This window comes from Wolbachia endosymbiont of Pentalonia nigronervosa, assembly GCF_014534705.1.
GTDB lineage: Bacteria > Pseudomonadota > Alphaproteobacteria > Rickettsiales > Anaplasmataceae > Wolbachia.
Map to the genome: position 1 here is coordinate 1 of NZ_JACVWV010000003.1, position 25,675 is coordinate 25,675.

Sequence of the window (25,675 nt, forward strand, 5' to 3'; positions counted from 1 at the left end):
GTTCCAATAGAAAAACACCAAGAGAATACGATAAAGAGCTTTATAAAGAGAGAAATCTCATCGAAAGAATGTTCAATAAACTCAAGAATTTTCGTAGGGTTGCTACTCGTTATGATAAATTAGCTATTTCTTTCTTATCTTTTGTCCATATTGCTTCTATATATCTTTGGTTAAAATAAATGTCGACACTACCTAACAGCATATTTTTATAAATCAACTCTTTTTATTACAAAAACTTATTTTTTTTGAGATCTTTATGATAGAAGAAGTACACCCTTGAGAGGCATGATAATGACAATAAAATTGCCATTATAGAGAGAGTAAGAGAGATTTAGTGAAATTTAAATTTGTGTCCGCAGTTATCTTTCACAATTACAATTAGTGCCTTCTTGACATTTCGGTGTTAAATCGCTGTAGAATGTTAATATTGCATCATTATTTCTGATAAATACTGATTTATAATCATCACTTTCCATTTTATATAGACACATTCCATCTTTTCCTAATTCCTTAAATGCTTTAGTTGCTGAAATTAGAATATCATCAGCGTGAAGATTATAAACATATCCATTTGGACATTTTACTTTCACTTTTCCGTCTTTATTTAAGTACTGCACGCCAAATGTATAAACCGGCGGTTTGATGTCTACTTCATTGCACAGAGAACTATTATTCCATATGGCTCCTGCCCATTTCTTTTCTTGCGCTTCAACATATCTTCCCATAAAATGCATGCCACCTAAATTTGACTTACCCACTTCACCACAAAAAATATGCCCAAAACCTGTAGTTTCTTTTTCTCTACCGCTGTTTGTAAACCAAATGTGTGTTAACTCGTCTTTAAATACTTCTAAACTTGCTTTTGCTGTAATGATTCGATGATCAAGTTCATCATAAATTTTTTTCACTGTTTCTTGATGTTGTGGGCAATCAAGTAAAATCCTAAAACTCTCTTCATCAGGATATTCTCCCCACTCTCCACAAACTCTCAGTACTCCTTGATCAAAGTCAGTTAATTCTGGAAATGGTGGTATATATTCTGGTTCTTGGGAATTTGTTCTAAAGAAAGGTTCGAACTCAATATCAACCTGACTTTGCTTATAGTAAAAAACAAACCCTATGACTAAAAGAGGTACAAAGCACAGAACAAGAATAAGACTTTTTGACATATTAAATAATATTGCCCTTATAAAAGACAACGCTAGAGGAAATATCTTAAAAAAGCTTTAACATTGCATGCATATCACCACTTAACCAACTTAAGAATGCTCCGCCACCAGTTGAAACATAGGTAAAGTCTTTATCAGTAAACCCAGCAGCATTTATTGCTGACGAACTATCCCCACCACCTATTACACTAATTAAATTTCCTTTTTTAGTGAAGTTACTTATAATATTCATTAATTCCTTAGTACCGGTTGCAAAAGCTGGGTACTCAAACATCCCGATAGGTCCATTCCATAATACAGTTTTACTATTTGCTATTACACCACTAATTGTCTCTAAAGTTTGTGGTCCAATGTCCAAAATTACATCATTATCTGCAATAGACTCAATTTTTTTTGCAATACCAACACTATAATCAGAATTTATTGCAACCAATACATCTTTTGGCACAATGATCTTACAATTGTTTTTATTTGCTATTTCTACAATGCTATGTAATAGATCATCTATACCTGCTTGAAATAAAGATTTACCTATGTTTACCTTATTAAACGATAAAAAACTATTAGCAATTGCGCCGCCTAAAATTAAAAAATCAACTTTTTCTGCTAGCCTTTTAAGCATTTTAATTTTTGTCGATATTTTGGCTCCACCAACAATTGCAGTAATAGGCTTAGCTTGGAACGATATCGACTCTTCTAGGTATTTTAATTCGTCTTGCATGGAAAATCCAATATAAGAAGGAAGGAACTCCGTAATACGTGCAATAGAAGCGTGAGCTCTATGAGAACAGGAAAACGCATCGTTTACATATACATCTGCTATCGATGATAATTGCTGTGCAAAATTCAAGTCATTTTGCTCTTCTTCTTTGTAAAATCTTAAATTTTCCAAGAGAGTAACATCTCCTGCGGCCATAGTGTTTACCACTTTTTGTACTTTCTCACCGATGCAGTCATCGACAAAATTCACCCCTTTATTTAACAATTGAGATAAAGCTTTAACGATATTTTTTAATGATAAATTTTCATCACGACCTTCTGGGCGTCCAAAATGTGATATGATCACAACTTTTGCACCTGCATTCATGAGATACTCGATAGTATTTAATGCCCTCAGAATACGCATATTATCCTGGATTTCTCCGTTTTTTATCGGAACATTAAAATCAACCCTAAGTAAAACAACTTTGTCTTGCAGGTCACAATCTTTTATACTTGATATACTCATTATAAAAACTAAATTATAGATATTATACACAATTTTGAGAATAATAACGAGATCTTAAATACTATAGTTCAATCATGAAATGGCAAGATGAAGGTGTTGTGATCGCAACTAAAAAATACGGTGATAAAAATTTAATTCTTTCCCTGTTTACAAAAAATCATGGTAAATATAGAGGGTTAGTAAGATCAACAAATAATAAATTTCAAATAAGCAATTTACTGCACGTGGAATGGAGTGCTAAGTTGCCAGAAAATTTAGGATTCTTTAAGTGTGAATTAATTGAATCTCCATTTCATCATTTCTTCCATGATAGGCTAAAAAACATAGCTGTTGTTTCTTTTGCTTTCATGTTAGAAAAAGTACTTCCAGAAAATGAACCTTGTATTGCGCTCTATAATCATTTTCAATATTTTATTGATGTGATTAAGTACAACAACGAATCTTGGCAAAGTTATTATCTTAATTTAGAACTTTCACTTCTCACACAACTGGGGTTTAGATTAGATTTATCTAAATGTGCTGCAACAGGAGAGACAGAAGACTTACATTTTATTTCCCCAAAAACCGGTAGAGCAGTATCAAAAGCAGCCGGGGATTATTATGCAAATAAACTTCTACCTTTTCCTCAAATGCTGCGTGACGTATATAATAATAATTTACAAAACAGCTATTCATTCGAAGAGTTTCAGTTAGGATTGAGAGTGACTGGCCATTTTTTAAATAAATACCTATTTTCACAGTTAAATATGGAGCTGCCAGAGCCTAGGAAACTTATTCTATCACTTTAAGATTTCTTGCAAATAAAAAGCAACTGAACAATCTATGAATCCATAGCTTCTAAGAATTTTTCTGCATCAAGTGCAGCCATACATCCAGTGCCAGCTGCTACCACCGCCTGACGATATACTTTATCCTGCACATCACCTGCTGCAAATATTCCAGGTCTGCTGGTTAAAGTTGTTCCAGGTTCGGTAATTATATAGCCCTGTGCATCCATTTCAACTAAACCCTTAAAAATACCAGTATTTGGTACATGTCCAATTGCAATAAATATTCCATCCACCTTTATCTCTTGAGTATTTCCTGTTTTGGTTGATTTTATTACAATATCAGTAACTTTTTTGGGATTTTCTTCTCCTAATATTTCTTCTACAGTGTGATCCCATATTATCTCTATTTTATCACTCTTAAAGAGCCTGTCTTGCATCACCTTTTCTGCCCTTAACGTATCACGTCTATGTATTAAGATAACTTTTCTGGCAAAGCGAGTTAAAAATATTGCCTCTTCAACAGCAGTATTTCCCCCACCAATTACAGCTACAACTTTATTTTTGAAGAATGCACCGTCACAAGTTGCACAAGCTGATACTCCATAACCTTGAAATTTTTTTTCTCCCTCCAAACCAAGCCATTTTGCCTGTGCACCAGATGCAATAATAACGGCACTTGAATGATAGTCACTAAAGTTGCCAAGAGATTTAAACTGATGTTCATCTAATTGTTCAACACTTTTTATTTCATCATTTACTATTTGTGCTCCAACTTTCTCTGCATGCAACTTCATTTGTTCCATTAACTCTGGACCCTGTATTGAAACAAAGCCAGGATAATTTTCAACATCCGTGGTGATTGTAAGCTGACCACCAGGCTGCATACCTGTTATTATAATTGTCTCTAAGTTTGCACGTGTTGCATATATAGCAGCAGCATAACCAGCCGCTCCAGAGCCAATGATCAGAACTTTTTTGTGCATCTATAATCCTTCGCTGTGAGAGTTAAGATAATCAGCCACCCCTTCATCGCTTGCTTGCATTGCTTGTTTACCTTTCCTCCAGCCTGCAGGACACACTTCACCATATGTCTTATGATGTTTAATTGCATCAACAATTCTAACAAACTCGTCGATATTACGCCCTAAAGGCAAGTCATTTATCGATTGATGGCGCACAATAAATTTATCATCTATGACAAAAGTTGCTCTGAGCGCAATTGATTCATCATGCAACACTCCATAATCTCTCGATATTGACTTCTTTATGTCAGATACTAAAGGATAGCTGATATCCCCTATTCCGCCGTCATTAACTTGAGTTTTACGCCAGTGATGATGCGAAAATTTTGAATCTATACTGATCCCTATTACTTCAACACCACGTTTCGAAAAATCATTAATTTTATTACTAAATGATATTATTTCAGTGGGACAAACAAAAGTGAAATCAAGTGGATAGAAGAAAAGAACAGCATACTTATCTCCAATATGCTTGCTTAAGCAGAAATCATCAATAATATCTCCATTAGGAAGAACAGCAGGAGCTGTAAAATCAATAGCAGACTTTGTTACAAGATTCATAAATAACCTACCAATTCTAAAATGATTCATTGTATATTCTGAATAAGTGACATGCAAGTTTTCTTTAAAAATCCATTCAGTATGCCATGTTTCTGATGGCAATTTTTCGTTATTATTCTTATCAAGATGCACTTCTTCTATCATAAAGATCTCAAAAAAAATAAGTTTTTATAATAAAAATGATTGATTTATAAAAATATGCTGCTAGACTGCTTTGCGTGAGGTGAGGCTATCAAAAATAAAGGAGGGTTAAATGAGTTTAAATGACAAATTATTTAGTGCTGTACAAGCAAAAGACTATGATAAAGTTAAGAGCCTTATAGAACAAGGTGCTGAGGTTAATGCTACAGATAGTAATGGAAAAACCCCATTGCATTATGCTGCCAGTCTTTCTCTAGATATAGTAAAGTATCTTGTAGCACAAGGTGCTGATATTAATGCTAGGGATAATGATGAGATGACTCCATTGCACGATGCTGCTCGTTTTCACTTAGATGTAGTAAAGTATCTTGTAGCACAAGGTGCTGATATTAATGCTAGGGATAATGATTATGGGTATACCCCATTGTACACTCCTGTTTTTGCTTCTGACTTAGATACGGTAAAGTATCTCGTAAACAACGGTGCTAATGTTAAGGTTACAGATAATTATGGGTATACCCCATTGCACAACGCTGTTATTTCTGCCACCTTGGAGATAGTAAAGTGTCTTGTCGAAAAAGGTGCTAATGTTAACGCTAAAGCTGGTGATGGAAATACTCCATTGCACTGGGCTGTTAATTCTGGCAATCGTAAATTAGAAACAGTACAGTATCTTGTAAACAACGGTGCTAGAGTTAATATTAAAAACGGTCACAATAAAACTCCTTTGGACATTATTCAAGAAAAGTGTCCAAAAACTTGTAAAGAAATTACAGATTTCCTAAAGGAGAAGAGAACTAATCCTAGAAGTCGTGGTATTAAGCAACTTACTGAATCTACAAATTCAACAATTCCTTCTAATCGGACTCAAGAACAGATTCGACACAAGAGACAGGAGGAGTTTGTAGGTACAACAACTTCTTCTGACTTAATTCAAGAACAGATTCGACAAGAGAGAGATATTCTTAAAAATAATGTTGTTCCGCGTGTACTCACTACTGAATCTGCAAATTCAGCAACAATACCAGCACTAGTACTTAATGCTGGACATAAAGAAGCACCGCAATTGGCTCATGTTCAAGGCGGTAAGGCAATATCACAGGCTGGTTTTAATAATACAGTGCCACTTAACGGTACATTACTATTATTCGATACGGTGGTAAGAATGGTTACTGGGGAAACACCTGTTTCTTTTACTACACCAATTGCAGACCTTACTCAAGGTCAAGAAAGATTAATTAATGCATTGAACAATAATTCTGATTTTGATGGTTACATGGCTGCTTTTCATCCTAATAGTCGGTTAGAAAATGTTTCTATTTCTAGTAGCAATATAACTCGAAGGCTATAAGGAAACAATTACAGGCCTACTGATTTTTTGTGTCGGTAGGCTTTTTTCCTAGTATCAATAGAAAAAAGTATGACCTACTTCTTTTAAGTTGGTTGTCTTGTCATATCTATAGCACATTCTACCTGAACATTGCCAAATTGACTATCAGCTACGACTTCTGAATATGGAGGAGGTGGATCATTATCCACAGACGGAGGTTGATCACTATTTACAGCTGCAGCTCTATTTCCTTTGCACAGTCTCATTGAGCGCAAAGCAATACATAAAGAAGATACAGCAACTGCAGATAAACCTGCTTGCACCAAAAATGTCACAGTTGTTGAATCTGAATTACGCCCTGGAGTAAATGCTGCAATTGCTGCTATCGCTGCTATTGGTAGACTTACCGCAAGACACACCAGATGCTTAATATTATTTGACACACCTCCCCCTCATCAAAATTTTTATACTAATTAAGTATAATTCAAATTTCTCTAAATCCAAAGAAAAATATTAAAAACTTAATTTTTTTCTTTAATTTAAAATCAAATTCTTGCAAATGATGAGAAGAAAAGCACATCGCAGTTGAGAAGCATTTCGACAGCAAAAACTGCCATCGAAACGCTAACGTCATATACTAACTCTTACTTGCCCCTGCCTGAGCAGTATGCTGTTCCTCCTGTGTGCCACTCACTTGAGTGCTAGGTTTTTTTGCAACTGCTTCTAATATAGCATTTGCTCCCTCTGTATGACCAAATTTATTAGCCAAATCTAAAGCAGTTCTTCCTTGGTCATCTTTAGCATCAACATTTATACCTTTTTCTAATAGATACTCTACTACATCCATATAACCATTTTCAGCAGCTAGATGTAAAACAGTTTTGTCATCGTTATCTCTAGCATTCACATCTGCACCTTTTTCTAATAGATCCTTTATTATATTTATCTTACCACTTCTAGCAGCCTGAAATGGTTGTTCTTTTCTTACTTGTATTGCCTTTTTCCAAAGCTGTTCCATGGAATTATAAAACCCTGATTTACTTGACTCATGTCCAAGTATAAGATCGTTATTTTCTTCTACTAAATTCCTGAATCCATCTACATCACCACTGTTAGCAGCCAATTTAGCAGCACGATATAAAGTAGTGTAGCCCTCTCGATCTTCAGTACTAATACCTAGAGACAGTTTTATGTTATCTATGACTTGTGAAGTATATCCCTCTTGATCTTCAGTACTAATATCTGGAAGCAAATTTATCTCATTTATAATTTGCGAAATAGATCTCTTTTGCTCTGCAGCTTTAACATCTGCAACCGTTTTTAAAAATCCCATTGCTACCGCAATTGCTTTAAAAAAACCCGTTAATACATCTGTCTTACCACTTCTAGCAGCCAGATGTAAAGAAGTATCTTCAACCTTAGTATCCGCTGCTAATGTTGCATCTGCACCTTTTCCTACTAAAAACTCTACTACATCTTTACGACCAAATTCCTTAGCCAAATCCAAAGCAGTTCTTCCACTATTATCTCTAGCATTAACATCTGCACCCCTTCCTACTAAAAACTCTACTATATCTTTATGACCAATTAAAGCGGCCACATGTAAAGCAGTGCTTCCATAGTTATCTATAGTATTAACATCTGCACCTTTTTCTACTAGATACTCTACTACATCTTTATGACCTTTTACAGCGGCTACAGGTAAAGGTGTTTCTCCATTCTGATCTCTAGCATTAACATCTGCACCTTGTCCTATTAAAAACTCTACTATGTTTTTATGACCACCTAAAGCAGCCCAATGTAAAGAAGTGCGTTCTTTTTCATCTATTGCGCGAGTAGATACCCCCCCCCTCACTTGATGAGTTACTTACTCCAGTACTAATACCTAGATGTGGTGAAGCAGCTGCGTTTACTTTTTCTAATATCTTTTTCCATTGTTCATTCTGCATAATTTACTCCTTAATTATTAATATATTAATTAACTTTATAATGCTTTCATAAAAAAGTCAACTATTTTCTAGCTACACTTGTGTATAATTACCCTTACAACAATCTATAAGTGGCGAAAATCATAATGTATGCAACCTGCTCACACAATCAGTGAGCTATCTGTCATCTCGTCCGGTTTTGTTAAACTAAGTAATTGTAACACAGTAGGAGCAATGTTAGATAGTTTCCCGTCCTTTAATTTAAGATTAATGTGAGAACTGGAACATATAATAAATGGTACTTTATTTAAGGTATGCGCTGTGTGTGGCACCTGATTTTCTTTATCAAATATACATTCCACATTGCCATGGTCTGCAGTAACAATTAACGCAGTATTACCCTCTTCTTGAACAGCCTCTAGTATTTTCGCCAGACAGCTATCAACAGTCAACACTGCTTGCTCAGCTGCTTTAATATTTCCTGTATGGCCAACCATATCGGGATTAGCGTAATTGACAACTATCAGTGCAAATTCTTGAGAGTGAATCTTTTCCACGAGTGTTTCAGTCAGTGCGAAGGCTGACATCTCTGGTTGCAAATCATAAGTTTTAACTTTTGGCGAGGGAATTAGTATTCTTTCCTCACCAGGAAAAGGTTCTTCTTTGCCACAGTTGAAAAAAAAAGTTACATGAGCATATTTTTCAGTTTCGGCAATGCGCAATTGTTTAAATCCATGATCTGATACAATCTGACCTAAAGTATGAGGAAAAGAAATAGGAGAAAAAAGATAAGGAATTTCTAAATCTGTGCTGTATTGCATCATACTTAAAATCGCAGAAAACTTTGCCACTTTAGTATAGTGAGTTTTACCTAATAATATGTTGGCTAATTGGATCATGCGATCAGCACGAAAATTGGCTAATAGCACTCCATCCTCTGGTTTTATGCCTTGGTAATCACCTATTACCGCAGGTTCTATAAATTCATCAGTTACATTATTACCATAGCTTTCATCAATATATGACATAACATCATCATAGCGAGGTGCCTCTGCAAAGGCGATAGACTCATAAGCTGCGATTGTCCTTTCCCACCTATTATCGCGATCCATAGCGTAGTAGCGTCCAGATATAGTGACGATGTTATTCTCTATTTCATTTTGAAATTCTTGGATACATTTTTTTGCTGAGTTAGGAGGAGTATCTCTGCCATCCAGAAAGGCATGTATTACTACATTAATTCCCTGCTGTGATACTTTATTTGCTAGGGTTGAAATATGCCTCTGATGTGAGTGAACACCACCATCGGATATTAATCCTACTATATGGCATGTACCGTTTTTACTCTTGAGATTACTGATGAAGTCTTTGAGATTTTTGTTATTTTCTATTGTTTCAATTTCTCGATTAATACGTTGCAGACTTTGCATCACCACCCTGCCACTGCCAATATTCATATGGCCAACTTCTGAATTGCCCATTTGACCTTCCGGCAACCCCACATCACTGCCAGATGCTGATAAGCTACATTTTGGATAATTAGCATTGATATATTGCCAACAAGGCGGGTTTACATTATTGATAGCATTGTATTCGTTATCTATGCCATTTCCCCACCCATCTAATATACATAAAACAACTCTCATATCTTTTTTTATGCTGAAACTCTTTAATGCCGGAAACCTGTGAAAAATGCTCCCCGAGCCGGATTCGAACCAGCGACCAATTGGTTAACAGCCAACTGCTCTACCACTGAGCTATCGAGGAATAAACTTCTTTAATTTATCATGCTGGGTACTGATTGTAAATATATTTTGTTCATTAAAGTTGTAAGGATCTTGTAAAAAATTCATTGACATTTAAGTAAAGACTTTTTTAATAAATAATAGTTGAAATTGGTGTAATTTGAGTTTATAATAGATATAATATTAAAGATTTGTTTATATATTATATGTAGTATTGATTAAATACCTTGGGGGTATGTATGGGAAACGAAAAAGAAACTGAAAAAAATATCATAAATAAAACTACACAAAAAGGTCAGTCGCAATCTTTCCTTGTTGGACTTGGCAAAAAGATTATGCAGGGTGTAAAAATTGTAGGTGAGGAAGTTAAGTTTTTTCTTAACCCAATGCATGCGGGTTATTCAAAGCATAGGATTATGCATGAAGTTAAGCAGGCTTTTTATAGAGCTTTAGGCAAACCTACAGAGGATTATGATCCCCCTACCGAACTTGAACCAAATAGTGAATGTTTTGGTATAAAGCTAACAGGAGAAGGAGGAGGGTACTTAGGATTTAAAGCATCAGACACTCTCATAAACAGTATTGCGGGAATAAGTGATGAACAGATTGACAAAGTAAACGCACTAAATGATGAAAATAAAAATTTTAACATAGTTATCGATCGAGTAGCGAAAAAAATTGTCATTGAAATTGATGTTGAAGAGATTATTAATGGTATAACAACTGATCCTGACAATAAAGGAAAGATCGAAGAAGAGATAAAAAGACTCGTTATTGGAAAAATTATTGAAGAAGCTGATTCTGGTCTCAAGGAATTAGCAGGCATTGTTGGTGGAGAGTTTAAAAAGTATGCAGATTCACAGTTATTAACAGGCATAGGGAAAAAATTATATCAATCATCTGAGAAGAAAGATGAATCAAAATCTCCTGCAGAAGAAAATCCCACAAAACCTAAAAAACAGTCTTTTGGGTCTTCAGAAATTGTGTCAAAACCTAATGTAAACAAGACAGAAGAAATGCTTCATGCAACTAACTCACAAGATACGCAGCAACAGAAAGCACAGGTAGAGAAAGCTTTTAGCATGACTAATCCACGTGATATGCTACGCTCTTTTGAGGAGTTTAAAGCTACTAATGTTCAAAATGTTAGCAAAGCATCGAACCACTCACCATTATTATCACCAAATGTAAATGATAACGAAAGAAAAAGTCGCTAGAGAAGATGAGCAATAAAAATTACGACGAAAATAATATTTTCGCTCAAATATTGGTTGGTAAGTTGCCTTATGAAAAGGTGTATGATGATGAAGCTGTGTTAGTATTTCACGATAAATATCCTGATGCACCTGTACATATTTTAGCAGTACCAAAAAAAAAGTATATATCATATGATGATTTCATTGCTAACGCGCCTTCAGAAGAAATAATTCATTTTTTTAAGGTTGTAAGAGAGATTACATATAAGTATAATCTAGAAGAAACAGGGTATAGATTAGTGACTAACCATGGTAAAAATGGAGAGCAAGTTATACCACACTTTCATGTGCATATTTTAGGCGGTACAAAATTGGGAAAACATGTAAACTTACACACGCACAAGTCTTATGAGTGAATATTTAACTATTGCAATTTTTATCTGTGTTTCAGTTGTTGTGTCTCTTGCTTTAGGTATATTGCCTATGTTCCTTGCCGTAAGTAAGCCAAGTAGTGAAAAGCTTTCTTCATATGAATGTGGGTTTAATCCTTTATCAAGTGCAAGGAAAAATTTTGATATTAAATTTTATTTAGTTTCAATATTATTCATAATATTTGACTTAGAAATTATTTTTCTTTTTCCTTGGGGTGTTTCTTTATCTAAAATAAGTTATGGTGGATTTTGGTCTATGATGATATTTCTTGCAATACTTACTATAGGCTTTATCTATGAATGGTGTAAAGGCGCATTGGAGTGGAAGTAATGACAAATCAAATTTTATCTCATGATGATTGGAGCCGTTATAAAAAAGAAGGGTTTCTGGTAACTAAATTTGGTAACTTAATAGATTATGTGATGAATTGGGCAAGGTCTGGCTCATTATGGCCAATGACATTTGGTCTTGCATGTTGCGCAGTGGAAATGATGCAAGCTGCAGCCAGTCGTTACGATTTTGATAGATATGGAATAATGTTTCGTGCAAGTCCACGACAATCAGATGTAATGATTGTTGCTGGCACATTAACCAATAAAATGGCGGCAGCATTGCGTAAGGTTTACGATCAAATGCCAGATCCAAAATATGTTGTATCCATGGGAAGTTGTGCAAATGGTGGTGGATATTATCACTACTCTTATTCAGTAGTTCGCGGTTGTGATAGAATTGTCCCAGTTGATATCTATGTCCCTGGGTGTCCCCCTACTGCTGAAGCTTTATTATATGGCATGCTGTGCTTACAAAATAAAATAAAACGAACTCAAAATATAACGCATGGATAAAATTGTAAAACATATACAAAAAAAACTTAAGTGTGAATGTATTCAGGAAGATGATTGTACTATTGTAACATATTCAACTTTAAAGGATATTGAAGAGCATCTACTTTTTTTACGTGATGATGAAAAATGCAGGTTTGAAGTGTTGGTTGATACCTTTGCTGTTGATTATCCTGATAGAGAGAAGCGTTTTGAAGTAATATATAATTTACTCAGCATAGTACACAACATCAGAATACACATAAAGCTACAGTTGCATGAAGGCGATTTAGTTCCAAGTGTAGCAAAAATATTTAGCACAGCTTCATGGTTTGAACGCGAGGTGTTTGATATGTATGGAATAGAGTTTTCTGGCCATCCTGATCTTCGTCGAATTCTCACTGATTATGGATTTAAAGGCTATCCAATGTTAAAAGATTTTCCCCTCACTGGTTATGAAGAGGTAAAATACGACGCGGAAAAAGAAAAGGTCGTATATAGTCCTATAGATTTACCGCAAGACTTTCGCTCATTTGAAAGTTTATCACCATGGGAAGGTAAAAATGAGTAAAAATGTGCTAGTTATTTGTAATGGTGGAGTATAAAATGGGAATACAAAGAAAAAAAATATCTCTAATTGGTGCAGGAAATATTGGTGGCACTCTTGCCCATATGATCGCACTAAGAAGCTTAGGAAATATCGTTTTACTTGATATCAATGCAGGTGTGCCGCAAGGTAAAGCGCTTGACATTGTAGAGTCATCACCCATTGATGGGTTTGATGTTAATTTAATTGGTACAAATAAGTACGAGGATATAAAAAACTCCGATGCAATCATAATAACTGCCGGCATTGCCAGAAAACCAGGAATGAGTAGAGATGATTTGTTAAAAACTAATGCCTCAGTGATGAAGGAGGTTGCGGAAAATATTAAACAATATTCCCCAAATGCATTTGTTATAGTAGTTACTAATCCTTTGGATGCTATGGTTTCAGTAGTACATAAATATTCAGGTGTGCCAACTAACATGATTGTTGGTATGGCAGGAGTGCTTGATTCTGCACGCTTTCGTTACTTTCTTGCAAGTGAATTAAATATTTCTGTTGAAGATGTATCTGCCTTCGTGCTTGGAGGACATGGCGACACTATGGTACCACTAATTAATTGTGCTGCCATTGCTGGCATTCCACTGAATCAAATCATTGATATGGGTTTAATTACACAAAAAAGAGTCGATGAAATAATTGAACGCACACGTAATGGTGGCAAGGAGGTGGTTGAGCTGCTGCAATCCGGATCTGCATACTACTCACCTGCATCTTCTGCTATATGCATGTTGGAGTCATATTTACAAGATAAAAGACGTGTTTTACCATGCGCTGCTTATCTCAACGGTGAATATGGAGTAAAAGATCTCTTTATTGGTGTTCCTACAGTCATCGGTAAAAATGGCATTGAAAAAGTTCTTGAAGTTAAAATGAATGACAGTGAACAACAAATGTTTAATAAATCTGTAGATACAGTAAAAGAATTAGTAAAATTAAGTATTTAACAACTATCAGCCATATAAATCTAAAAAAATACTCAAAATATTTTTTACGAACCTATTGATTTATACATAAGAATTAAGTAGGATAAAAGGGGTATTTTTTAGAGGCTATTATGTTATATGCTGGTGAAGTCAATTATCTTATACAATTTTGTCAAGAATATGAGGCACTGAAAGTTTCTGAAAATTGGAAAAGAATAATAGATCTGGGCTTAAAGGCTTTAGGTAATAGTCAGATTACTGAGAAAAATTCAGCACTTATTCAGCACAAGCTTTCAAGTTGTTACTACTACCTTGGTGAGCATGGTAAAGCCTTGAAGTATGCAAAAAATTCTTATGAAAGTGCCGTTCAAGCCAATGACAATGGATTAAAAGCTAGAAGTTTATATCTATCTTCAGCTATATATAGAATGCTAGCCTTAAAAACAGCAGGAGAAAAGAGAAAGGAGTACGAAGACTGTTCACAAGTGAATATCAATGCAGCACTTAAATTGTTGCGTGATCATTCTGATATTAGTAATGTTGTTAAAGCTAAAGTATATTTCAACGATGGAGCATTAAAGCATGATCTAATGAACAATTTTGACGCTGCCATAGAGCGCTATTCACAAGCTGAAGAATTATTCAAAAAAGAAGAACTTTGTGATGATGATATTAATCGTACTATAATGCGACGCATCAGAGCTGATGTAGAAAGTGGAAAAAAAATACAGCCTGATAAGTTGATATCTGAAGTACAAGCTTTAAATATAGACAAAGAAACTAAAACAGGTGTCCATCAGTCACTACTATTGAGCAAGTTACTAATAGAATGTGAAAAAATATACGAAGCACTTATATGCGCAAAAGAAAGTTTAGAGGTTGCAAAAAACAAATCTATGTCAACAGAAGTCAGGATGTTGAACAAAGTTATTTGTTATATAGAAGGAGGTTATTATAAAACTATAAATCAACAACACTCTAGTGCAGCAGAAAGAGAATCATATACTCAACAACCGCGATCTTGTTGGACTACATCAGAAATTAGGCAATGGCAATGGCAATGGCAAGAGCAAGAACAACAACCGACTTCCTCTAGTGCAACACAAATAGCAGTTATAACTCAACAACCGCAATCTTTCTTAAGTGAAGCAGAAAGAGCGCTAGATCAAGCTATAAATCAACAACACTCTAGTACAGCACAAAGAGCTATTGTAACTCAACAACCGCGATCTTTTTGGACTGCATCAGAAATTAGGCAATGGCAAGAGCAAGCTATGAATCAACAACAACCTATTCTTTCTAATGAACCAGAATGGCAAACTATGCCGCAACAACAATCAATTTTCCTTAATCCATCAAATTTAGGACTATATCACGCTGGAGTTCTGCAATCGCCGGTTATGCTTAATTCATCAGACATAGAACCATATCAAACTGGAGCTCTGCAACAGTTAGTTTTGTTTGCTGAGTCAGAAATAGAGCGAGATCAAACTGTAAATCAAGGTGAATCGATTTTCTTTACTGGGGAAATTGTACCTCAACAACCGCCAATTTTCTTTAATGAATCAGAAAGAAGACAGGATCAAGTTATAGCTCAACAACCGCAATCTTCTTTGCATGAACCAGAAGTAAATATTGTCATTGATAGGCAGTACTATAAATAAATCTACTGCAAAATGATGAGAAATATTTTAGGAGATATTTGGCCACTCATTATAAAAAAATACTTCTTCTATTGGCCTTCTTGCTTTTGCACTTACTTGCGCACCATCTTCTTCGTAACCAATTGCCATCACTGACATCACGCTAAAATCACCTGGTATATTAAATTCTTTCATTATCTTATCTCTATCAAATCCACCCATTTGATGAGCCATTAAATTCATAGCTGCAGCCTGTAACATAAATGCATAATTTGCTGCACCAGTATCATGACCAGCCCAAAAATTTTCTTTTTTCTCAAACTTACTAAAATTTTTAGCACTTAAGGATATAATCAATATTTGTGCACCTTTAGCCCATTCTTGATTAGATACGTCGAGACAACTAAGCAATTTCTTCCACGAATCTTGATTATTTTCTCTGTTGCATATAATATATCTCCAAGGTTCATCGCCAAAACATGAGGGAGCTAGCCTTACAGATTCTATTAAAATATCTATTTTCTCTTGAGATATCACTTTTGTAGAGTCATATGAACGCCCACTATGCCTTGCTTTCATTAATTCCAATAAATCTTTTTCACTGATCATATTTAGCAAAAATAATAAAGTAATGTATTATAGCACAAAAATTTAATTTTATATTAATGTACCCCGCAAAAAAAAAGACAAATAAAAGAAAATTTAAAAAGAAGCTCAGATCTAAGTTCGCATCGGCATTATTATATATAATACATCCGGATCATCCTCATCAGTTATTTTTGTAGCACTATTACCATCAATAAAGCTAAATTTACATTTATTCTTTATGCAAGATAGAGCATCAAGTAGATAGCGCGAGTTGAATCCTATTTCTATGGAAGTATCATCATAATCTACATCTATGGACTCAGTAGCGTCACTACACTCTTGAGAATTTGAATATAGAGTCAATCTTCCTCCTTGTAAGGAAAATTTTATAGATTTCACTTTATCAGATACAACAACAGAAACTCGATCAATGACATCTGCAAGCTTTTTACTTTCAACGATCATATACCTATCTTGAAATTCTGGAATCACTGCTTCGTAATCTGGGAAAGTTCCATCTATTAACTTTGAGATCAGAATATATTTTCCACATGTAAACTTAAACTTTCTTTCTGAAAGTTTTACATCAACCTCACTATTTTCATCTAGTATTTTCAACAATTCTGTAACAGTTTTCCGTGGCACAATAACAGAGAATCCTCCTTGAACTCCTGTAGGTTTAGGTTTTTTGATACATGATAAACGATGACCGTCAGTTGCAACACAATACAAAAACTGTTCGTCAGTATGTATATATATCCCATTCAAGTTGTATCTTGTATCATCCAATGACACGGCAAATTTTGTTTTGGTAAACAAATTTACTAAATCCACACTTAGTAAAGTAAAATCATACTTGTAATCATCTTCTTCAAGGGCAGGAAATTTATTTGACATCACATTTGGCAGGGAAAAATTTGCATTTCCGCAAGACATTAACAATTTCCCTTGATCATTTACTTCGAAGTTTATATCTAAATCAGCCGGCAATTTTTTTACTATGTCATGTAAAGTATGTGCTGAAACTCTTACCTCTCCATCTGCTAATACACTTGCAGGAAGTGAAGCAAATATTGAAATATCAAGATCAGTGGCCATCAATTGTATTTTACCATGTTGCGCTCTAATGTTTATGCATGCTAAAATATCTATGGCATTTCGCCTTTCAACCACTCCACTTATTTTAGACAATGTATTTGAAAGATCTGCACGGCTTACACTAAAACGTAGTTGCTCGTGCACAGAGCTTTGCTTTTTTGTTTCTATATCTGCAATCTCTGGCATTTTTAATGTGTTAAAAACATATTTTAAATGATATCCACCTCTGATTTAAAGTAAAGAATTTTTTATAAAAAGCATATATATACTTCCTTTGACGTGAAAAATGCAACCACTGTTATTAAATAATAAATAATTATTTGATACCATAAAATGATAATATATTTTTAGTAAGGTAAATATCATGACAGATGCCACCAATAAAACTAAACCAGTGGTTACATCATTCAAGCATAAATTGAAAGACTTCGATCATAATGTATTGCAAGCTGGCCCAGAAAACAATACAGCAAATTCCGGTCAACAAATGTACGTAGACTTTGAAAGACTGGACTTTGTTATTAACGGAAAAAAAATAGATGCAACTCTAATCTATGCATTAAAACAAGGAGCGCAACGCAACAAAAGCCAAATTTTGAATTATAGTAGTCTTTATAATAGCGATGTAGACGATACAGATGAAAATACAACAAAAAGAGAACTAGATACGTACCATGGTAAAGCCTTTGCTAACTCACTGCTAAAAGATCTTGATAAAGAGTTTGCACCTATACTCTTTGATAAATTATGGGAAAAGCACTATAAAGATACCAATATTCCTGATGATCAAAAAACTGACCCATATAAGGCAGAGTTTGAAAAATTTTATAATATTGGAAGAAAATATATCCCTCTATTGCCAACAATAGATGATGGAAATTGGGACTACCGTCCATTTGCAAAAGAAGTTTTTAAAGAAATGTTTGAATATGCTGGAGCATCAATACCAACCGATGCTATTTTAGAAGAATTAGTAACCAATTGTAATCAAGCAGGGTATAGATTTGCTACAAGCATGCCTGTTCTTGAAACCTCATTTTCTGAACATGGATTAAAGGGAGTATATCAAAATGAAGTTATCAATATTGATTGCACCGACCAGAATCTTGTAAAAGCAGAACTTGATATGACAATACCTGTAGTAGAACTAGATAATCCAGAAAATGAGGTGTGTAAATTGCATAGTTTACTAAAGTTTACACTTAAATCTAAAGATGGCGAAAATGTAACATATGAAGATGGAAATTTGTCCCTTACTGTTCCTAAAATATTAAAAAATTATAATATAGATGACAAGAATTTGCTCAACGTGATTAAAAAATATCTTCAAAAAATTTGTGAAAAATTAGGGTTCAAGTTTAAAGAAGAAATACAAATAAAACATAATTTTAGTCAACCACTTGATAATCAACCATCAGAAAAGGGTCATTTGAACAATGTAAAATCACCACCCACTAAGCTTATAATGAGTCCATTACAACCTAATCAATGTAAAAACCCGACACAAGCGCGGGCAAGATCACATACCATTTGATGATGTTCTCATTTTTATTGCAAGTTGTATATGCAAACAACGCTTTAATTAGATCTCTGACAAAATCTATTTATGATGGTAATTTTATCATCAATATACATACACATCAAGGGTACTTGCCTGCCCTGCCTTTCTCCTCTCATCATAAATAGATTTTGTCAGAGGTCTAATATAACGATTTTATAATAAAATTTTAATTTTTTATTTCCATATGTTGTAATAATTCTATCAATAGCTTCGTTAAAAACTTGAACTACTTGAAAAAATAATACATATTTCTGCAATACAAGTAGAAATTTTATGAAAAAAGTAATATTCTCAAGTTTAGTTTGTAATACTCTATTATGGTATGACCACATGATTTTTGGCCATCTGGCAAATATCATTGGCAGTGTCTTTTTTCCATCAGATGATTCTTTGATCAGTATGTTGAAGGCTTTTGCAGTGTTTGCAGTAGGTTTTCTCATGAGACCAATAGGCGCTGCTGCATTTGGTCATATTGGTGATAGGTATGGAAGAAGAGTTGCATTGTTGCTCTCAATTGTACTTATGACTCTATCAACTGTCTCAATTGCTTTTATTCCAGGATACCAGAGTATAGGAGTACTTGCATCAATACTGATACTCTCTTTGAGATTGCTGCAGGGAATATCTCTCGGCGGAGAAGCAGGAAATGCTCTATTTTTAATAGAATGTGCCCCTAAAAACAAAAGAGGGTTTTTTGGCAGTATTGAAGTATTAAGTGCTATTCTTGGCTCAGTGTTAAGCCTTGTATCCATATTAATATGTAAAAAAATATCTGACTTTGAAGCTTGGGGGTGGAGGTTACCTTTTATTTTAAGCTTAATAATAGGATTGCTCAGCATATATATGAGGTTCATGCTGGATGAAAGCCCTGAATATAAAAAACAAAAAAATCAACCTAAACTACCACTGAAAGAGCTATTTCATAACTGCAAAAGACCTCTTCTTATATCAATAGGTGTTGATATAGTTGAAAATTCATCTCTCTATATGTATCTAATATTTTTTAGTGCTCTCACAGAAAATATATCCAACCGTTTTAACCATACAATAGAGGTATTAAGTCAAATTGCATTAGGAGGTTTAATATTATTATTTGCAATACTATCTGATAAAATAGAGAGAAAAAAAGTTGTGGTCTTTGCATCAATAACTTTTGTAATAGTTAGTTATCCAGTTCTTACAATGATATGCAGCAATAATTATTTACTGGCTATTTTAGCACATATTCTCTTTATAATTCCTACAGCCGCATCACTTGGTCCAGTGAGTGCACTCATGTGCGAATTATTTCCTACAAAAGTGCGCTACAGTGGATTTGGCTTATCAAGAAACATAGCTGCTGGATTCTTTGGCGGTTTAGCACCTTTTATATGTACAAGCATTATTAAAATTACAGGAAAGGAAACTTCAGCAAGTTTCTATATGATTTTTTGTGCATTGATTGGATTAGTTGCTGCGTCTCAGATTCGCAAGAAGGATATACATTTTACATAGATCATCATATAGACACCTGATCGTTTTGTTGCAACAATTATATCTTTAGGCTATATGATTATAAAAATAAGTGATTTATTAAACTCACTTCTTTACATCAAAGTATTTAATATTCCATTCATAATTTTGTGGGTAATTATTACTGGAGTTTTTTGTACAGTGAGATTTAAATTCGTCAACTTTAGACTATTTAAATATGGAATACAGACACTATGCAGCAGCAAATGTAATAAAGACAATGGCATACTCACACACATACAAGCATTTGCAACAGTGATATCAGGAACAGTGGGTCTTGGCACGATATCAGGAGTTGCAATAGCTATCACGATAGGTGGACCAAGCGCAGTTTTTTGGATGGTAGTGACGGGAGTACTCGGCATGTCAATAAAATTTGCCGAGGTGGTACTTGCCTTTACTTATCGCTCTGAAAAATCAACCGGTGGAGCCTTTTATTACATGAAACATGGGCTGGCAAAAATTGGACTGACAAAAACCGGTACGATCCTTGCATCTATTTATGCTATTACGCTCATTATCGCTATGATCTTTGGTGGGATCCCTTTTCAAGCAAATCAAATGGCAGCATTATCGAATAATCTTTTTGAATACAATGCATCTATCATTATATCTCTCTTCGTTTTAATTATCATCCTTGGAGGAATAAAACGCATCGCTTTTGTGACAACAAACTTAGCACCTATTATGATTATTTTGTATATAGGCATGTGCATATATATCATTTATTTAAACAAGAGCAACTTACTAAATGCTTTATCTATCATTTTTCAAGATATTTTTAATAAATCAGCTGTAGAAGGAGGAGTGTTAAGTGGGTTAATAGCCGGAGTAAGGAGATCTGTATTTGCTAATGAAGCAGGCACTGGAACAGCAGCTATAGCACACTCCACTGTGAAAGAAGTAAATCCAATTAAAGTCGGTAGTGTTGCCATGATTGCACCATTTGTAGACACAATAATAATATCTTTTTTAACTGGTGTGGTAATAATCATTACTGGTATGCACGACATTAATAACGTCGGCGATATCACATTAATTAGTTCGATATTTTCAACAGCTTTACCGTTGTTCAGCAAGTCAGTTCTTCCACTGATAATATTTTCCTTTGCATTTTCAACAATAATAGCTTATTGTTACTACTGTGAAGTTGCTTTACTGTATTTATTTGATAACAAAAAAATACTGATACTATTTCAGATTTTTATAGTGATTTCAGTGTATATCAGTTGCACGTCAAAAAATATAGAATTTATATCTTATTTAGGTGATGGTTTATTTATGTGTTTAGTCGTTCCCAACACTATTGCAATATATCTCCTAAGAAAAGAAATTCTCAACACAATCAATAATTATAAAAGGTAATCAATATGATCTATAAACTATTTTGTATGGCATTATTTTGTCTATTATGTAGTGATGCACACAGCTTAGAAAGTTATGATGTAATATTAAATGGAATAAACACTTTCATGAATGAAGTGTTATTTTTTAAGGTCTTTTACATACCATTTATAATCCTTCTGCTAGCATTTGGTTACGTGTTTTTAACCTTACGTTTTAAATTTCTCAATGTAAAAATGTTTACGCACGCATTTGCTATCTTATGTGGAAAGTATGATACAGATCATCATGATGGTCACATTACGCACTTTCAAGCATTTGCAACCGCACTTTCAAGCACAGTTGGTCTTGGGACTGTTGCAGGTGTCGCAATTGCAATTTCAATGGGAGGGCCTGGAGCAGTTCCTTGGATGATGATTACAGGCTTTTTTGGTATGTCAGCAAAATTCGCTGAAGTAACATTAGCGTTTAGACACAGGACAGAAGGTGAAGATCAGCTATTCAGCGGCCCTTTTAGATACATCAAAAGTGGCTTGCAAGAAATGGGTTTTAAAAAACTCGGTGCCGTTTTAGCTTCTGTGTATGCAGTGTTTCTCGTTTTGTCAGGTCTTGGAGGAAGCGTAGCATTTCAAACTAACCAAATGGTAACTATATTATCTGGTTACTCAGACTGGGTGGATAATCATCCTTGGTTTCTTTCTTCCATAATCTCCATATTACTTGGCATGGTAATTATCGGTGGAATTAAAAGAATAGCAAAAGTGTCCTCTGCACTAGTACCTGCTATGTCAATTATATATGTGTGTAGCTGCTTTGTTATCATTACATTTAATATTCACAACCTTGGTTATACATTTAAAATACTATTTTCAAGCATGATAGATTTTAATGCTGTTGGTGGAGGAGTAGTAGGTGCATTTGTTGCTGGTATTCAAAGAGCAATTTTTGCCAGCGAAGCAGGTGTTGGTTCTGCTTCAATTACTCATGCAGTAGCCAAGGATAAAGAGCCAGTAAGAACTGGTCTTGTTGCTATGATAGAACCCTGCTTTGATACAATGTTTATTTGTTGTTTAACGGGAATAACGATAGTAATAACCGGTGCATATCAGACAAGCGTCGGTGAAGGAATACTAATTACTCAAAAAGCATTTGAAACAGTTTCCTCTTGGTTCCCTATGCTTTTAACCATAGCAGCACCATTGTTTGCATTTTCTTCAGTGATTTCATTTGTATATTGTTGTGAAATGGGATGGCTATATCTGTTTGGTCCAAAAAGTATAGTGATATATCGTATAGCAGTGATAATTGTGGCATTTTTGTCTGGTATGTCGAGAGATATCATGACTATTGCTAATATCGGTGGCACTCTATTTTCTTGCCTAGCCCTAATCAATATCACAGCACTTATATTGTTTAGTAATCAAATCAATGATGAGATCCAGTCTTACACAAAAAGATTGAGGGATAATAAAATTAATTAAGCCTTCGATATAATGGATAGGTATGTCATTCTTATATTATCATATATAATAGGCTCAATCCCTTTTAGTTTAATTGTTACAAAAATAAAGGGTATAGATTTAAGATCTATCGGCTCAAGAAACATTGGAGCAACAAATGTGCTCAGAACAGGAAATAAGTATCTTGCTGCTTTGGCATTATTGTTAGACTCACTTAAAGGATTTATTGCTGTGTATGCAGCACAGCAATTTCTCAACAATAATGATTTTTATATGTATTTATCTGCAATTTTAGCAGTTTCAGGACATACATTTCCTATATGGCTAAAATTTAAAGGAGGGAAAGGCGTTGCAACAACTTTAGGTGTATTATTAGCACTTAATGTCCTAGCTGCTTTAGTATTTATATTTATTTGGGTAACGGTATTTTATATTTTTAGATATTCCTCCCTCTCCTCCTTAAGTGCCACTGCAATCACTACAATAATATCACCTTTTCTTCACAAAAATTTATTTTCAACGCTACTTATTATCGGAATATTAATTTTCCTAAAACACCATAAAAATATCACGAACCTTTTACAAGGTAAGGAAAGTAAGCTATTACTATAAACTGTAACCACTAGCCGTCTTGTTAACACGAGATAACCTATTTGATGACATGAATTTGTCTTTTTTGCTTAAGTCCGCCATTTCCCCTTTTACTATGCTATCCATTTCCTCTGCTGTTAACAGTCCATTTTTAGCAAATTCTTCTTTAATTCCTTTTAACTTGCAATATAGTTCAGCTACATTGTTTTTATTGTAATTATAACTGTCTTTAATTTCAAATTTTAGCTGATTTAAATATTCTTCCTTCAGAAGTGCATTTATTGTTTCTTCCGGTAATTCTAACTTTTCATGTAAAATTCTTTTGACTTCTCTTTTATCTTCAGCGTTTTTTCCAAGCTCTTTATATATTCTATAGCATCTTCTGCTTCGTGGTAGCATATTCATATGATTTAACATACCAACTACCTGACCTTCAAGAGGAGACTTTTTAGGCTCTAATTTTAACCACTCTACTTCCTTCTTTATTATTTCACTAATCATCCTACAAATTACCCCCATAAGTTCTTTCTCTTTTCCTGGGGTTGACTTTTTTAATAAAAAATCTGTGTTTAAAAATTTTTCATTTAATAGTTCTAAGAATATTTTCCACTTAATATCTTCTTTTTGATTATCATTTAGATCATGCTTTTGTAATTCATGTTCTACAAAGGGCAAGAAAACATCTCTTGGTCTTAACTCTATAGAATTAATACTATTCATTAACATTAGCACTATTTGCTCAGTGTATATTGATCCAAAACCCAATAATTCCCTCATTAACGGCATTCTTACTTCTGCTATGAAATCGTCAACTATTTTTTGACTATTACTATCATGAAGATCATTTTGAACCTTATACCAAGCATTAAAAATTTCTTCACTGTTTTTCTTTTTCTTTAATATACCTAACAAAATCCTACTTGCTTGATTTTTTGCTTCTGCAAGAAACATTCGTCTTGGTGGAGTGAATTTGATTTCTGGATCATGATGCATTCCTTCCAACGAACTTAACATCCTATACACAATACCCGTAAAACAAGTATTGGGAATTCGTTCTTTTGTTGAGAATGTTTGAGTATCAAGCAAATTGACTATTAATGCATCTCTTTTATTTATAATAGCTTCACCTTCTCCGTCACTACAAGCTCTTAAAACTAGCAGTAAAACCTGCCCTCCTGTAAATCCAGAACTGTGTTGTTGATCATTTTCACAAAAATCCTTCAAAAATAAGATAAGCTTATTCTTCGCTTCATCTTTTAACACACGTGAATCTTCTATATATTCGATAAAATTAGTAAATTCACCACTATTAATAACATCTTTACACTCGGGTATCTTTTCACCATACTTTTCTGCTAGTAGTTTGATATTTTTAATGGTTTCATCATTCAACATATGAGGTATCAAGTGCTCAAATTTGGCATCAAAACTATTAACTAGAGCGCGTGAATTTTCTTTTATACCTTCTACAAAGAATTTCATAGCTGCTTTAAATAGCGTCAATGGATTGAAATCTTTCGGTCTTAGCTCACTCTGTAGTAAAATCAGTAACATTGTTAACGGTACTGCCCCTAATGATGCAACCAGTAGAAAAGTCGAAGTAAAAGAAAGGTACATCATACCTGCTGAAAGCAAGAAAAAATATACCACTTTAATTATATTATTCTTGAAAAATATTTCCCAGTATTCCCTTTTATTTACTTTTTGTTGTTTTGCAGCTTTCATTTCTTGATAAACATAAAAAGTCTTAATTTCACTGCGAAATAATAAAGTAGCACCCATGAAACAGATATTAACAGGATTAAGTAGAATACTTAATGAAACAAAAGTACCTAAATAGCTAAAAAACCTGAGCTTACCAGAATCTCTTGAAGGAAACTGTAATTGGGAAATACCTAACATAATACCATTATATCTAACGTAGCTATTCTAAATGAAATTAGCTCTAAGTGTCAAGTATGTTAATCTTAACTTTGATCAAAAAACTAAGTGTTTTATACTT

General features: G+C 34.1%; 26 protein-coding genes and 1 tRNA gene. 15 read left to right on the forward strand and 12 right to left on the reverse strand.

Annotated features, from left to right (window positions below):
- Positions 1 to 179: transposase (locus tag IC220_RS00685; RefSeq protein WP_188152690.1), on the forward strand; the 179-nt coding region annotated here is incomplete at its 5' end.
- Between the two features lie 180 nt (positions 180 to 359).
- Here IC220_RS00685 and IC220_RS00690 read toward each other — a convergent pair.
- Together IC220_RS00690 and IC220_RS00695 are read right to left on the reverse strand one after the other, a co-directional pair.
- Entirely contained in the window at positions 360 to 1,169 is an 810-nt protein-coding gene (locus IC220_RS00690) for an EndoU domain-containing protein (protein WP_188152691.1), read from the reverse strand.
- A gap of 46 nt (positions 1,170 to 1,215) precedes the next feature.
- Complete coding sequence (locus IC220_RS00695; protein WP_188152692.1) at positions 1,216 to 2,397, reverse strand: phosphoglycerate kinase; 1,182 nt, start codon at positions 2,395 to 2,397, stop codon at positions 1,216 to 1,218.
- A 74-nt stretch (positions 2,398 to 2,471) separates the two neighbouring features.
- On the opposite strand from IC220_RS00695, the gene recO reads away from it, so the two are divergent.
- Entirely contained in the window at positions 2,472 to 3,185 is a 714-nt protein-coding gene (gene recO, locus IC220_RS00700) for a DNA repair protein RecO (RefSeq protein WP_188152693.1), read from the forward strand.
- 32 nt (positions 3,186 to 3,217) lie between these two features.
- On the opposite strand, the gene trxB is transcribed toward recO, so the two are convergent.
- Positions 3,218 to 4,150, reverse strand: coding sequence for a thioredoxin-disulfide reductase (gene trxB, locus IC220_RS00705; protein WP_188152694.1), 933 nt, complete (start codon positions 4,148 to 4,150; stop codon positions 3,218 to 3,220).
- A complete protein-coding gene (locus IC220_RS00710) occupies positions 4,151 to 4,750 on the reverse strand; it encodes a peroxiredoxin (protein WP_188152744.1) in 600 nt (199 codons plus the stop codon).
- A 253-nt stretch (positions 4,751 to 5,003) separates the two neighbouring features.
- On the opposite strand from IC220_RS00710, the gene IC220_RS00715 reads away from it, so the two are divergent.
- Positions 5,004 to 6,242: an ankyrin repeat domain-containing protein gene (locus IC220_RS00715; RefSeq protein WP_188152695.1), complete on the forward strand. Its 1,239-nt coding sequence runs from the start codon at positions 5,004 to 5,006 to the stop codon at positions 6,240 to 6,242.
- 83 nt (positions 6,243 to 6,325) lie between these two features.
- On the opposite strand, the gene IC220_RS00720 is transcribed toward IC220_RS00715, so the two are convergent.
- From IC220_RS00720 to IC220_RS00735, 5 genes are all read right to left on the reverse strand, one after another.
- Positions 6,326 to 6,664 carry a hypothetical protein gene (locus tag IC220_RS00720; protein WP_188152696.1) on the reverse strand — a complete coding sequence of 113 codons (339 nt, stop codon included), beginning with the start codon at positions 6,662 to 6,664 and terminating at the stop codon, positions 6,326 to 6,328.
- A gap of 194 nt (positions 6,665 to 6,858) precedes the next feature.
- Positions 6,859 to 8,076 (reverse strand): ankyrin repeat domain-containing protein, encoded by a 1,218-nt coding sequence (locus IC220_RS08085; protein ID WP_188152697.1) that lies wholly within the window; start codon positions 8,074 to 8,076, stop codon positions 6,859 to 6,861.
- Complete coding sequence (locus tag IC220_RS07970; RefSeq protein ID WP_255424124.1) at positions 8,042 to 8,170, reverse strand: hypothetical protein; 129 nt, start codon at positions 8,168 to 8,170, stop codon at positions 8,042 to 8,044. Before IC220_RS07970 ends, IC220_RS08085 begins: the two co-directional genes overlap by 35 nt.
- A 140-nt stretch (positions 8,171 to 8,310) precedes the next feature.
- Positions 8,311 to 9,795, reverse strand: coding sequence for a 2,3-bisphosphoglycerate-independent phosphoglycerate mutase (gene gpmI, locus IC220_RS00730; RefSeq protein WP_188152698.1), 1,485 nt, complete (start codon positions 9,793 to 9,795; stop codon positions 8,311 to 8,313).
- A gap of 49 nt (positions 9,796 to 9,844) precedes the next feature.
- Positions 9,845 to 9,916, reverse strand: a tRNA-Asn gene (locus IC220_RS00735).
- A gap of 217 nt (positions 9,917 to 10,133) precedes the next feature.
- Between IC220_RS00735 and IC220_RS00740 the strand changes: the two genes are divergently transcribed.
- The 7 genes from IC220_RS00740 to IC220_RS00770 all read left to right on the forward strand — a co-directional run bounded on the left by IC220_RS00740 (position 10,134) and on the right by IC220_RS00770 (position 15,540).
- Positions 10,134 to 11,111, forward strand: a complete 978-nt coding sequence (locus IC220_RS00740) for a hypothetical protein (protein WP_188152699.1) — start codon at positions 10,134 to 10,136, stop codon at positions 11,109 to 11,111.
- 5 nt (positions 11,112 to 11,116) lie between these two features.
- Complete coding sequence (locus IC220_RS00745) at positions 11,117 to 11,506, forward strand: HIT domain-containing protein (protein ID WP_188152700.1); 390 nt, start codon at positions 11,117 to 11,119, stop codon at positions 11,504 to 11,506.
- Positions 11,499 to 11,852, forward strand: a complete 354-nt coding sequence (gene ndhC, locus IC220_RS00750) for an NADH-quinone oxidoreductase subunit A (protein ID WP_188152701.1) — start codon at positions 11,499 to 11,501, stop codon at positions 11,850 to 11,852. Before IC220_RS00745 ends, ndhC begins: the two co-directional genes overlap by 8 nt.
- Positions 11,852 to 12,367: a NuoB/complex I 20 kDa subunit family protein gene (locus IC220_RS00755; RefSeq protein WP_188152702.1), complete on the forward strand. Its 516-nt coding sequence runs from the start codon at positions 11,852 to 11,854 to the stop codon at positions 12,365 to 12,367. Before ndhC ends, IC220_RS00755 begins: the two co-directional genes overlap by 1 nt.
- Positions 12,360 to 12,914 carry an NADH-quinone oxidoreductase subunit C gene (locus tag IC220_RS00760; RefSeq protein WP_188152703.1) on the forward strand — a complete coding sequence of 185 codons (555 nt, stop codon included), beginning with the start codon at positions 12,360 to 12,362 and terminating at the stop codon, positions 12,912 to 12,914. The genes IC220_RS00755 and IC220_RS00760 overlap by 8 nt, the downstream gene beginning before the upstream one ends.
- Before the next feature lie 35 nt (positions 12,915 to 12,949).
- Positions 12,950 to 13,897: a malate dehydrogenase gene (gene mdh, locus IC220_RS00765; RefSeq protein WP_188152704.1), complete on the forward strand. Its 948-nt coding sequence runs from the start codon at positions 12,950 to 12,952 to the stop codon at positions 13,895 to 13,897.
- A gap of 110 nt (positions 13,898 to 14,007) precedes the next feature.
- Entirely contained in the window at positions 14,008 to 15,540 is a 1,533-nt protein-coding gene (locus IC220_RS00770) for a hypothetical protein (RefSeq protein WP_188152705.1), read from the forward strand.
- A gap of 27 nt (positions 15,541 to 15,567) precedes the next feature.
- Here the strand turns inward: IC220_RS00770 and IC220_RS00775 are convergent, their stop codons facing one another.
- The gene (locus IC220_RS00775) at positions 15,568 to 16,128 is read right to left on the reverse strand and encodes a nitroreductase family protein (RefSeq protein ID WP_188152706.1); all 561 of its coding nucleotides are present in this window, start codon (positions 16,126 to 16,128) and stop codon (positions 15,568 to 15,570) included.
- Positions 16,129 to 16,239: 111 nt separating this feature from the next.
- Positions 16,240 to 17,391: a DNA polymerase III subunit beta gene (gene dnaN / locus IC220_RS00780; protein ID WP_188152707.1), complete on the reverse strand. Its 1,152-nt coding sequence runs from the start codon at positions 17,389 to 17,391 to the stop codon at positions 16,240 to 16,242.
- Between the two features lie 178 nt (positions 17,392 to 17,569).
- Between dnaN and IC220_RS00785 the strand changes: the two genes are divergently transcribed.
- The 5 genes from IC220_RS00785 (at position 17,570) to plsY (ending at position 23,694) form a co-directional block, all read left to right on the forward strand.
- Positions 17,570 to 18,739 (forward strand): hypothetical protein, encoded by a 1,170-nt coding sequence (locus IC220_RS00785; protein ID WP_188152708.1) that lies wholly within the window; start codon positions 17,570 to 17,572, stop codon positions 18,737 to 18,739.
- A gap of 300 nt (positions 18,740 to 19,039) precedes the next feature.
- Positions 19,040 to 20,260: an MFS transporter gene (locus tag IC220_RS00790; protein ID WP_188152709.1), complete on the forward strand. Its 1,221-nt coding sequence runs from the start codon at positions 19,040 to 19,042 to the stop codon at positions 20,258 to 20,260.
- A 54-nt stretch (positions 20,261 to 20,314) separates the two neighbouring features.
- Positions 20,315 to 21,643 carry an alanine/glycine:cation symporter family protein gene (locus IC220_RS00795; protein WP_188152710.1) on the forward strand — a complete coding sequence of 443 codons (1,329 nt, stop codon included), beginning with the start codon at positions 20,315 to 20,317 and terminating at the stop codon, positions 21,641 to 21,643.
- Positions 21,644 to 21,648: 5 nt separating this feature from the next.
- On the forward strand, positions 21,649 to 23,103 hold the full coding sequence (locus IC220_RS00800) for an alanine/glycine:cation symporter family protein (RefSeq protein ID WP_188152711.1): 1,455 nt from the start codon (positions 21,649 to 21,651) through the stop codon (positions 23,101 to 23,103).
- 12 nt (positions 23,104 to 23,115) lie between these two features.
- The gene (plsY, locus tag IC220_RS00805) at positions 23,116 to 23,694 is read left to right on the forward strand and encodes a glycerol-3-phosphate 1-O-acyltransferase PlsY (RefSeq protein WP_188152712.1); all 579 of its coding nucleotides are present in this window, start codon (positions 23,116 to 23,118) and stop codon (positions 23,692 to 23,694) included.
- Here plsY and IC220_RS00810 read toward each other — a convergent pair.
- Positions 23,689 to 25,575, reverse strand: a complete 1,887-nt coding sequence (locus IC220_RS00810; protein ID WP_188152713.1) for a hypothetical protein — start codon at positions 25,573 to 25,575, stop codon at positions 23,689 to 23,691. The two genes, plsY and IC220_RS00810, sit on opposite strands and share 6 nt — an antisense overlap.
- Between the last annotated feature and the right edge of the window lie 100 nt (positions 25,576 to 25,675).

What these genes read in the sequence shown, in the direction of transcription:
- IC220_RS00690 (WP_188152691.1), bottom strand. Translation starts at nt 1,169, where the DNA reads ATGTCAAAAAGTCTTATTCTTGTTCTGTGCTTTGTACCTCTTTTAGTC.
- IC220_RS00695 (WP_188152692.1), bottom strand. Translation starts at nt 2,397, where the DNA reads ATGAGTATATCAAGTATAAAAGATTGTGACCTGCAAGACAAAGTTGTT.
- recO (WP_188152693.1), top strand. Translation starts at nt 2,472, where the DNA reads ATGAAATGGCAAGATGAAGGTGTTGTGATCGCAACTAAAAAATACGGT.
- trxB (WP_188152694.1), bottom strand. Translation starts at nt 4,150, where the DNA reads ATGCACAAAAAAGTTCTGATCATTGGCTCTGGAGCGGCTGGTTATGCT.
- IC220_RS00710 (WP_188152744.1), bottom strand. Translation starts at nt 4,750, where the DNA reads ATGAATCTTGTAACAAAGTCTGCTATTGATTTTACAGCTCCTGCTGTT.
- IC220_RS00715 (WP_188152695.1), top strand. Translation starts at nt 5,004, where the DNA reads ATGAGTTTAAATGACAAATTATTTAGTGCTGTACAAGCAAAAGACTAT.
- IC220_RS07970 (WP_255424124.1), bottom strand. Translation starts at nt 8,170, where the DNA reads ATGCAGAATGAACAATGGAAAAAGATATTAGAAAAAGTAAACGCAGCT.
- gpmI (WP_188152698.1), bottom strand. Translation starts at nt 9,795, where the DNA reads ATGAGAGTTGTTTTATGTATATTAGATGGGTGGGGAAATGGCATAGAT.
- IC220_RS00740 (WP_188152699.1), top strand. Translation starts at nt 10,134, where the DNA reads ATGGGAAACGAAAAAGAAACTGAAAAAAATATCATAAATAAAACTACA.
- IC220_RS00745 (WP_188152700.1), top strand. Translation starts at nt 11,117, where the DNA reads ATGAGCAATAAAAATTACGACGAAAATAATATTTTCGCTCAAATATTG.
- ndhC (WP_188152701.1), top strand. Translation starts at nt 11,499, where the DNA reads ATGAGTGAATATTTAACTATTGCAATTTTTATCTGTGTTTCAGTTGTT.
- IC220_RS00755 (WP_188152702.1), top strand. Translation starts at nt 11,852, where the DNA reads ATGACAAATCAAATTTTATCTCATGATGATTGGAGCCGTTATAAAAAA.
- IC220_RS00760 (WP_188152703.1), top strand. Translation starts at nt 12,360, where the DNA reads ATGGATAAAATTGTAAAACATATACAAAAAAAACTTAAGTGTGAATGT.
- mdh (WP_188152704.1), top strand. Translation starts at nt 12,950, where the DNA reads ATGGGAATACAAAGAAAAAAAATATCTCTAATTGGTGCAGGAAATATT.
- IC220_RS00770 (WP_188152705.1), top strand. Translation starts at nt 14,008, where the DNA reads ATGTTATATGCTGGTGAAGTCAATTATCTTATACAATTTTGTCAAGAA.
- IC220_RS00775 (WP_188152706.1), bottom strand. Translation starts at nt 16,128, where the DNA reads ATGATCAGTGAAAAAGATTTATTGGAATTAATGAAAGCAAGGCATAGT.
- dnaN (WP_188152707.1), bottom strand. Translation starts at nt 17,391, where the DNA reads ATGCCAGAGATTGCAGATATAGAAACAAAAAAGCAAAGCTCTGTGCAC.
- IC220_RS00785 (WP_188152708.1), top strand. Translation starts at nt 17,570, where the DNA reads ATGACAGATGCCACCAATAAAACTAAACCAGTGGTTACATCATTCAAG.
- IC220_RS00790 (WP_188152709.1), top strand. Translation starts at nt 19,040, where the DNA reads ATGAAAAAAGTAATATTCTCAAGTTTAGTTTGTAATACTCTATTATGG.
- IC220_RS00795 (WP_188152710.1), top strand. Translation starts at nt 20,315, where the DNA reads ATGATTATAAAAATAAGTGATTTATTAAACTCACTTCTTTACATCAAA.
- IC220_RS00800 (WP_188152711.1), top strand. Translation starts at nt 21,649, where the DNA reads ATGATCTATAAACTATTTTGTATGGCATTATTTTGTCTATTATGTAGT.
- plsY (WP_188152712.1), top strand. Translation starts at nt 23,116, where the DNA reads ATGGATAGGTATGTCATTCTTATATTATCATATATAATAGGCTCAATC.
- IC220_RS00810 (WP_188152713.1), bottom strand. Translation starts at nt 25,575, where the DNA reads ATGTTAGGTATTTCCCAATTACAGTTTCCTTCAAGAGATTCTGGTAAG.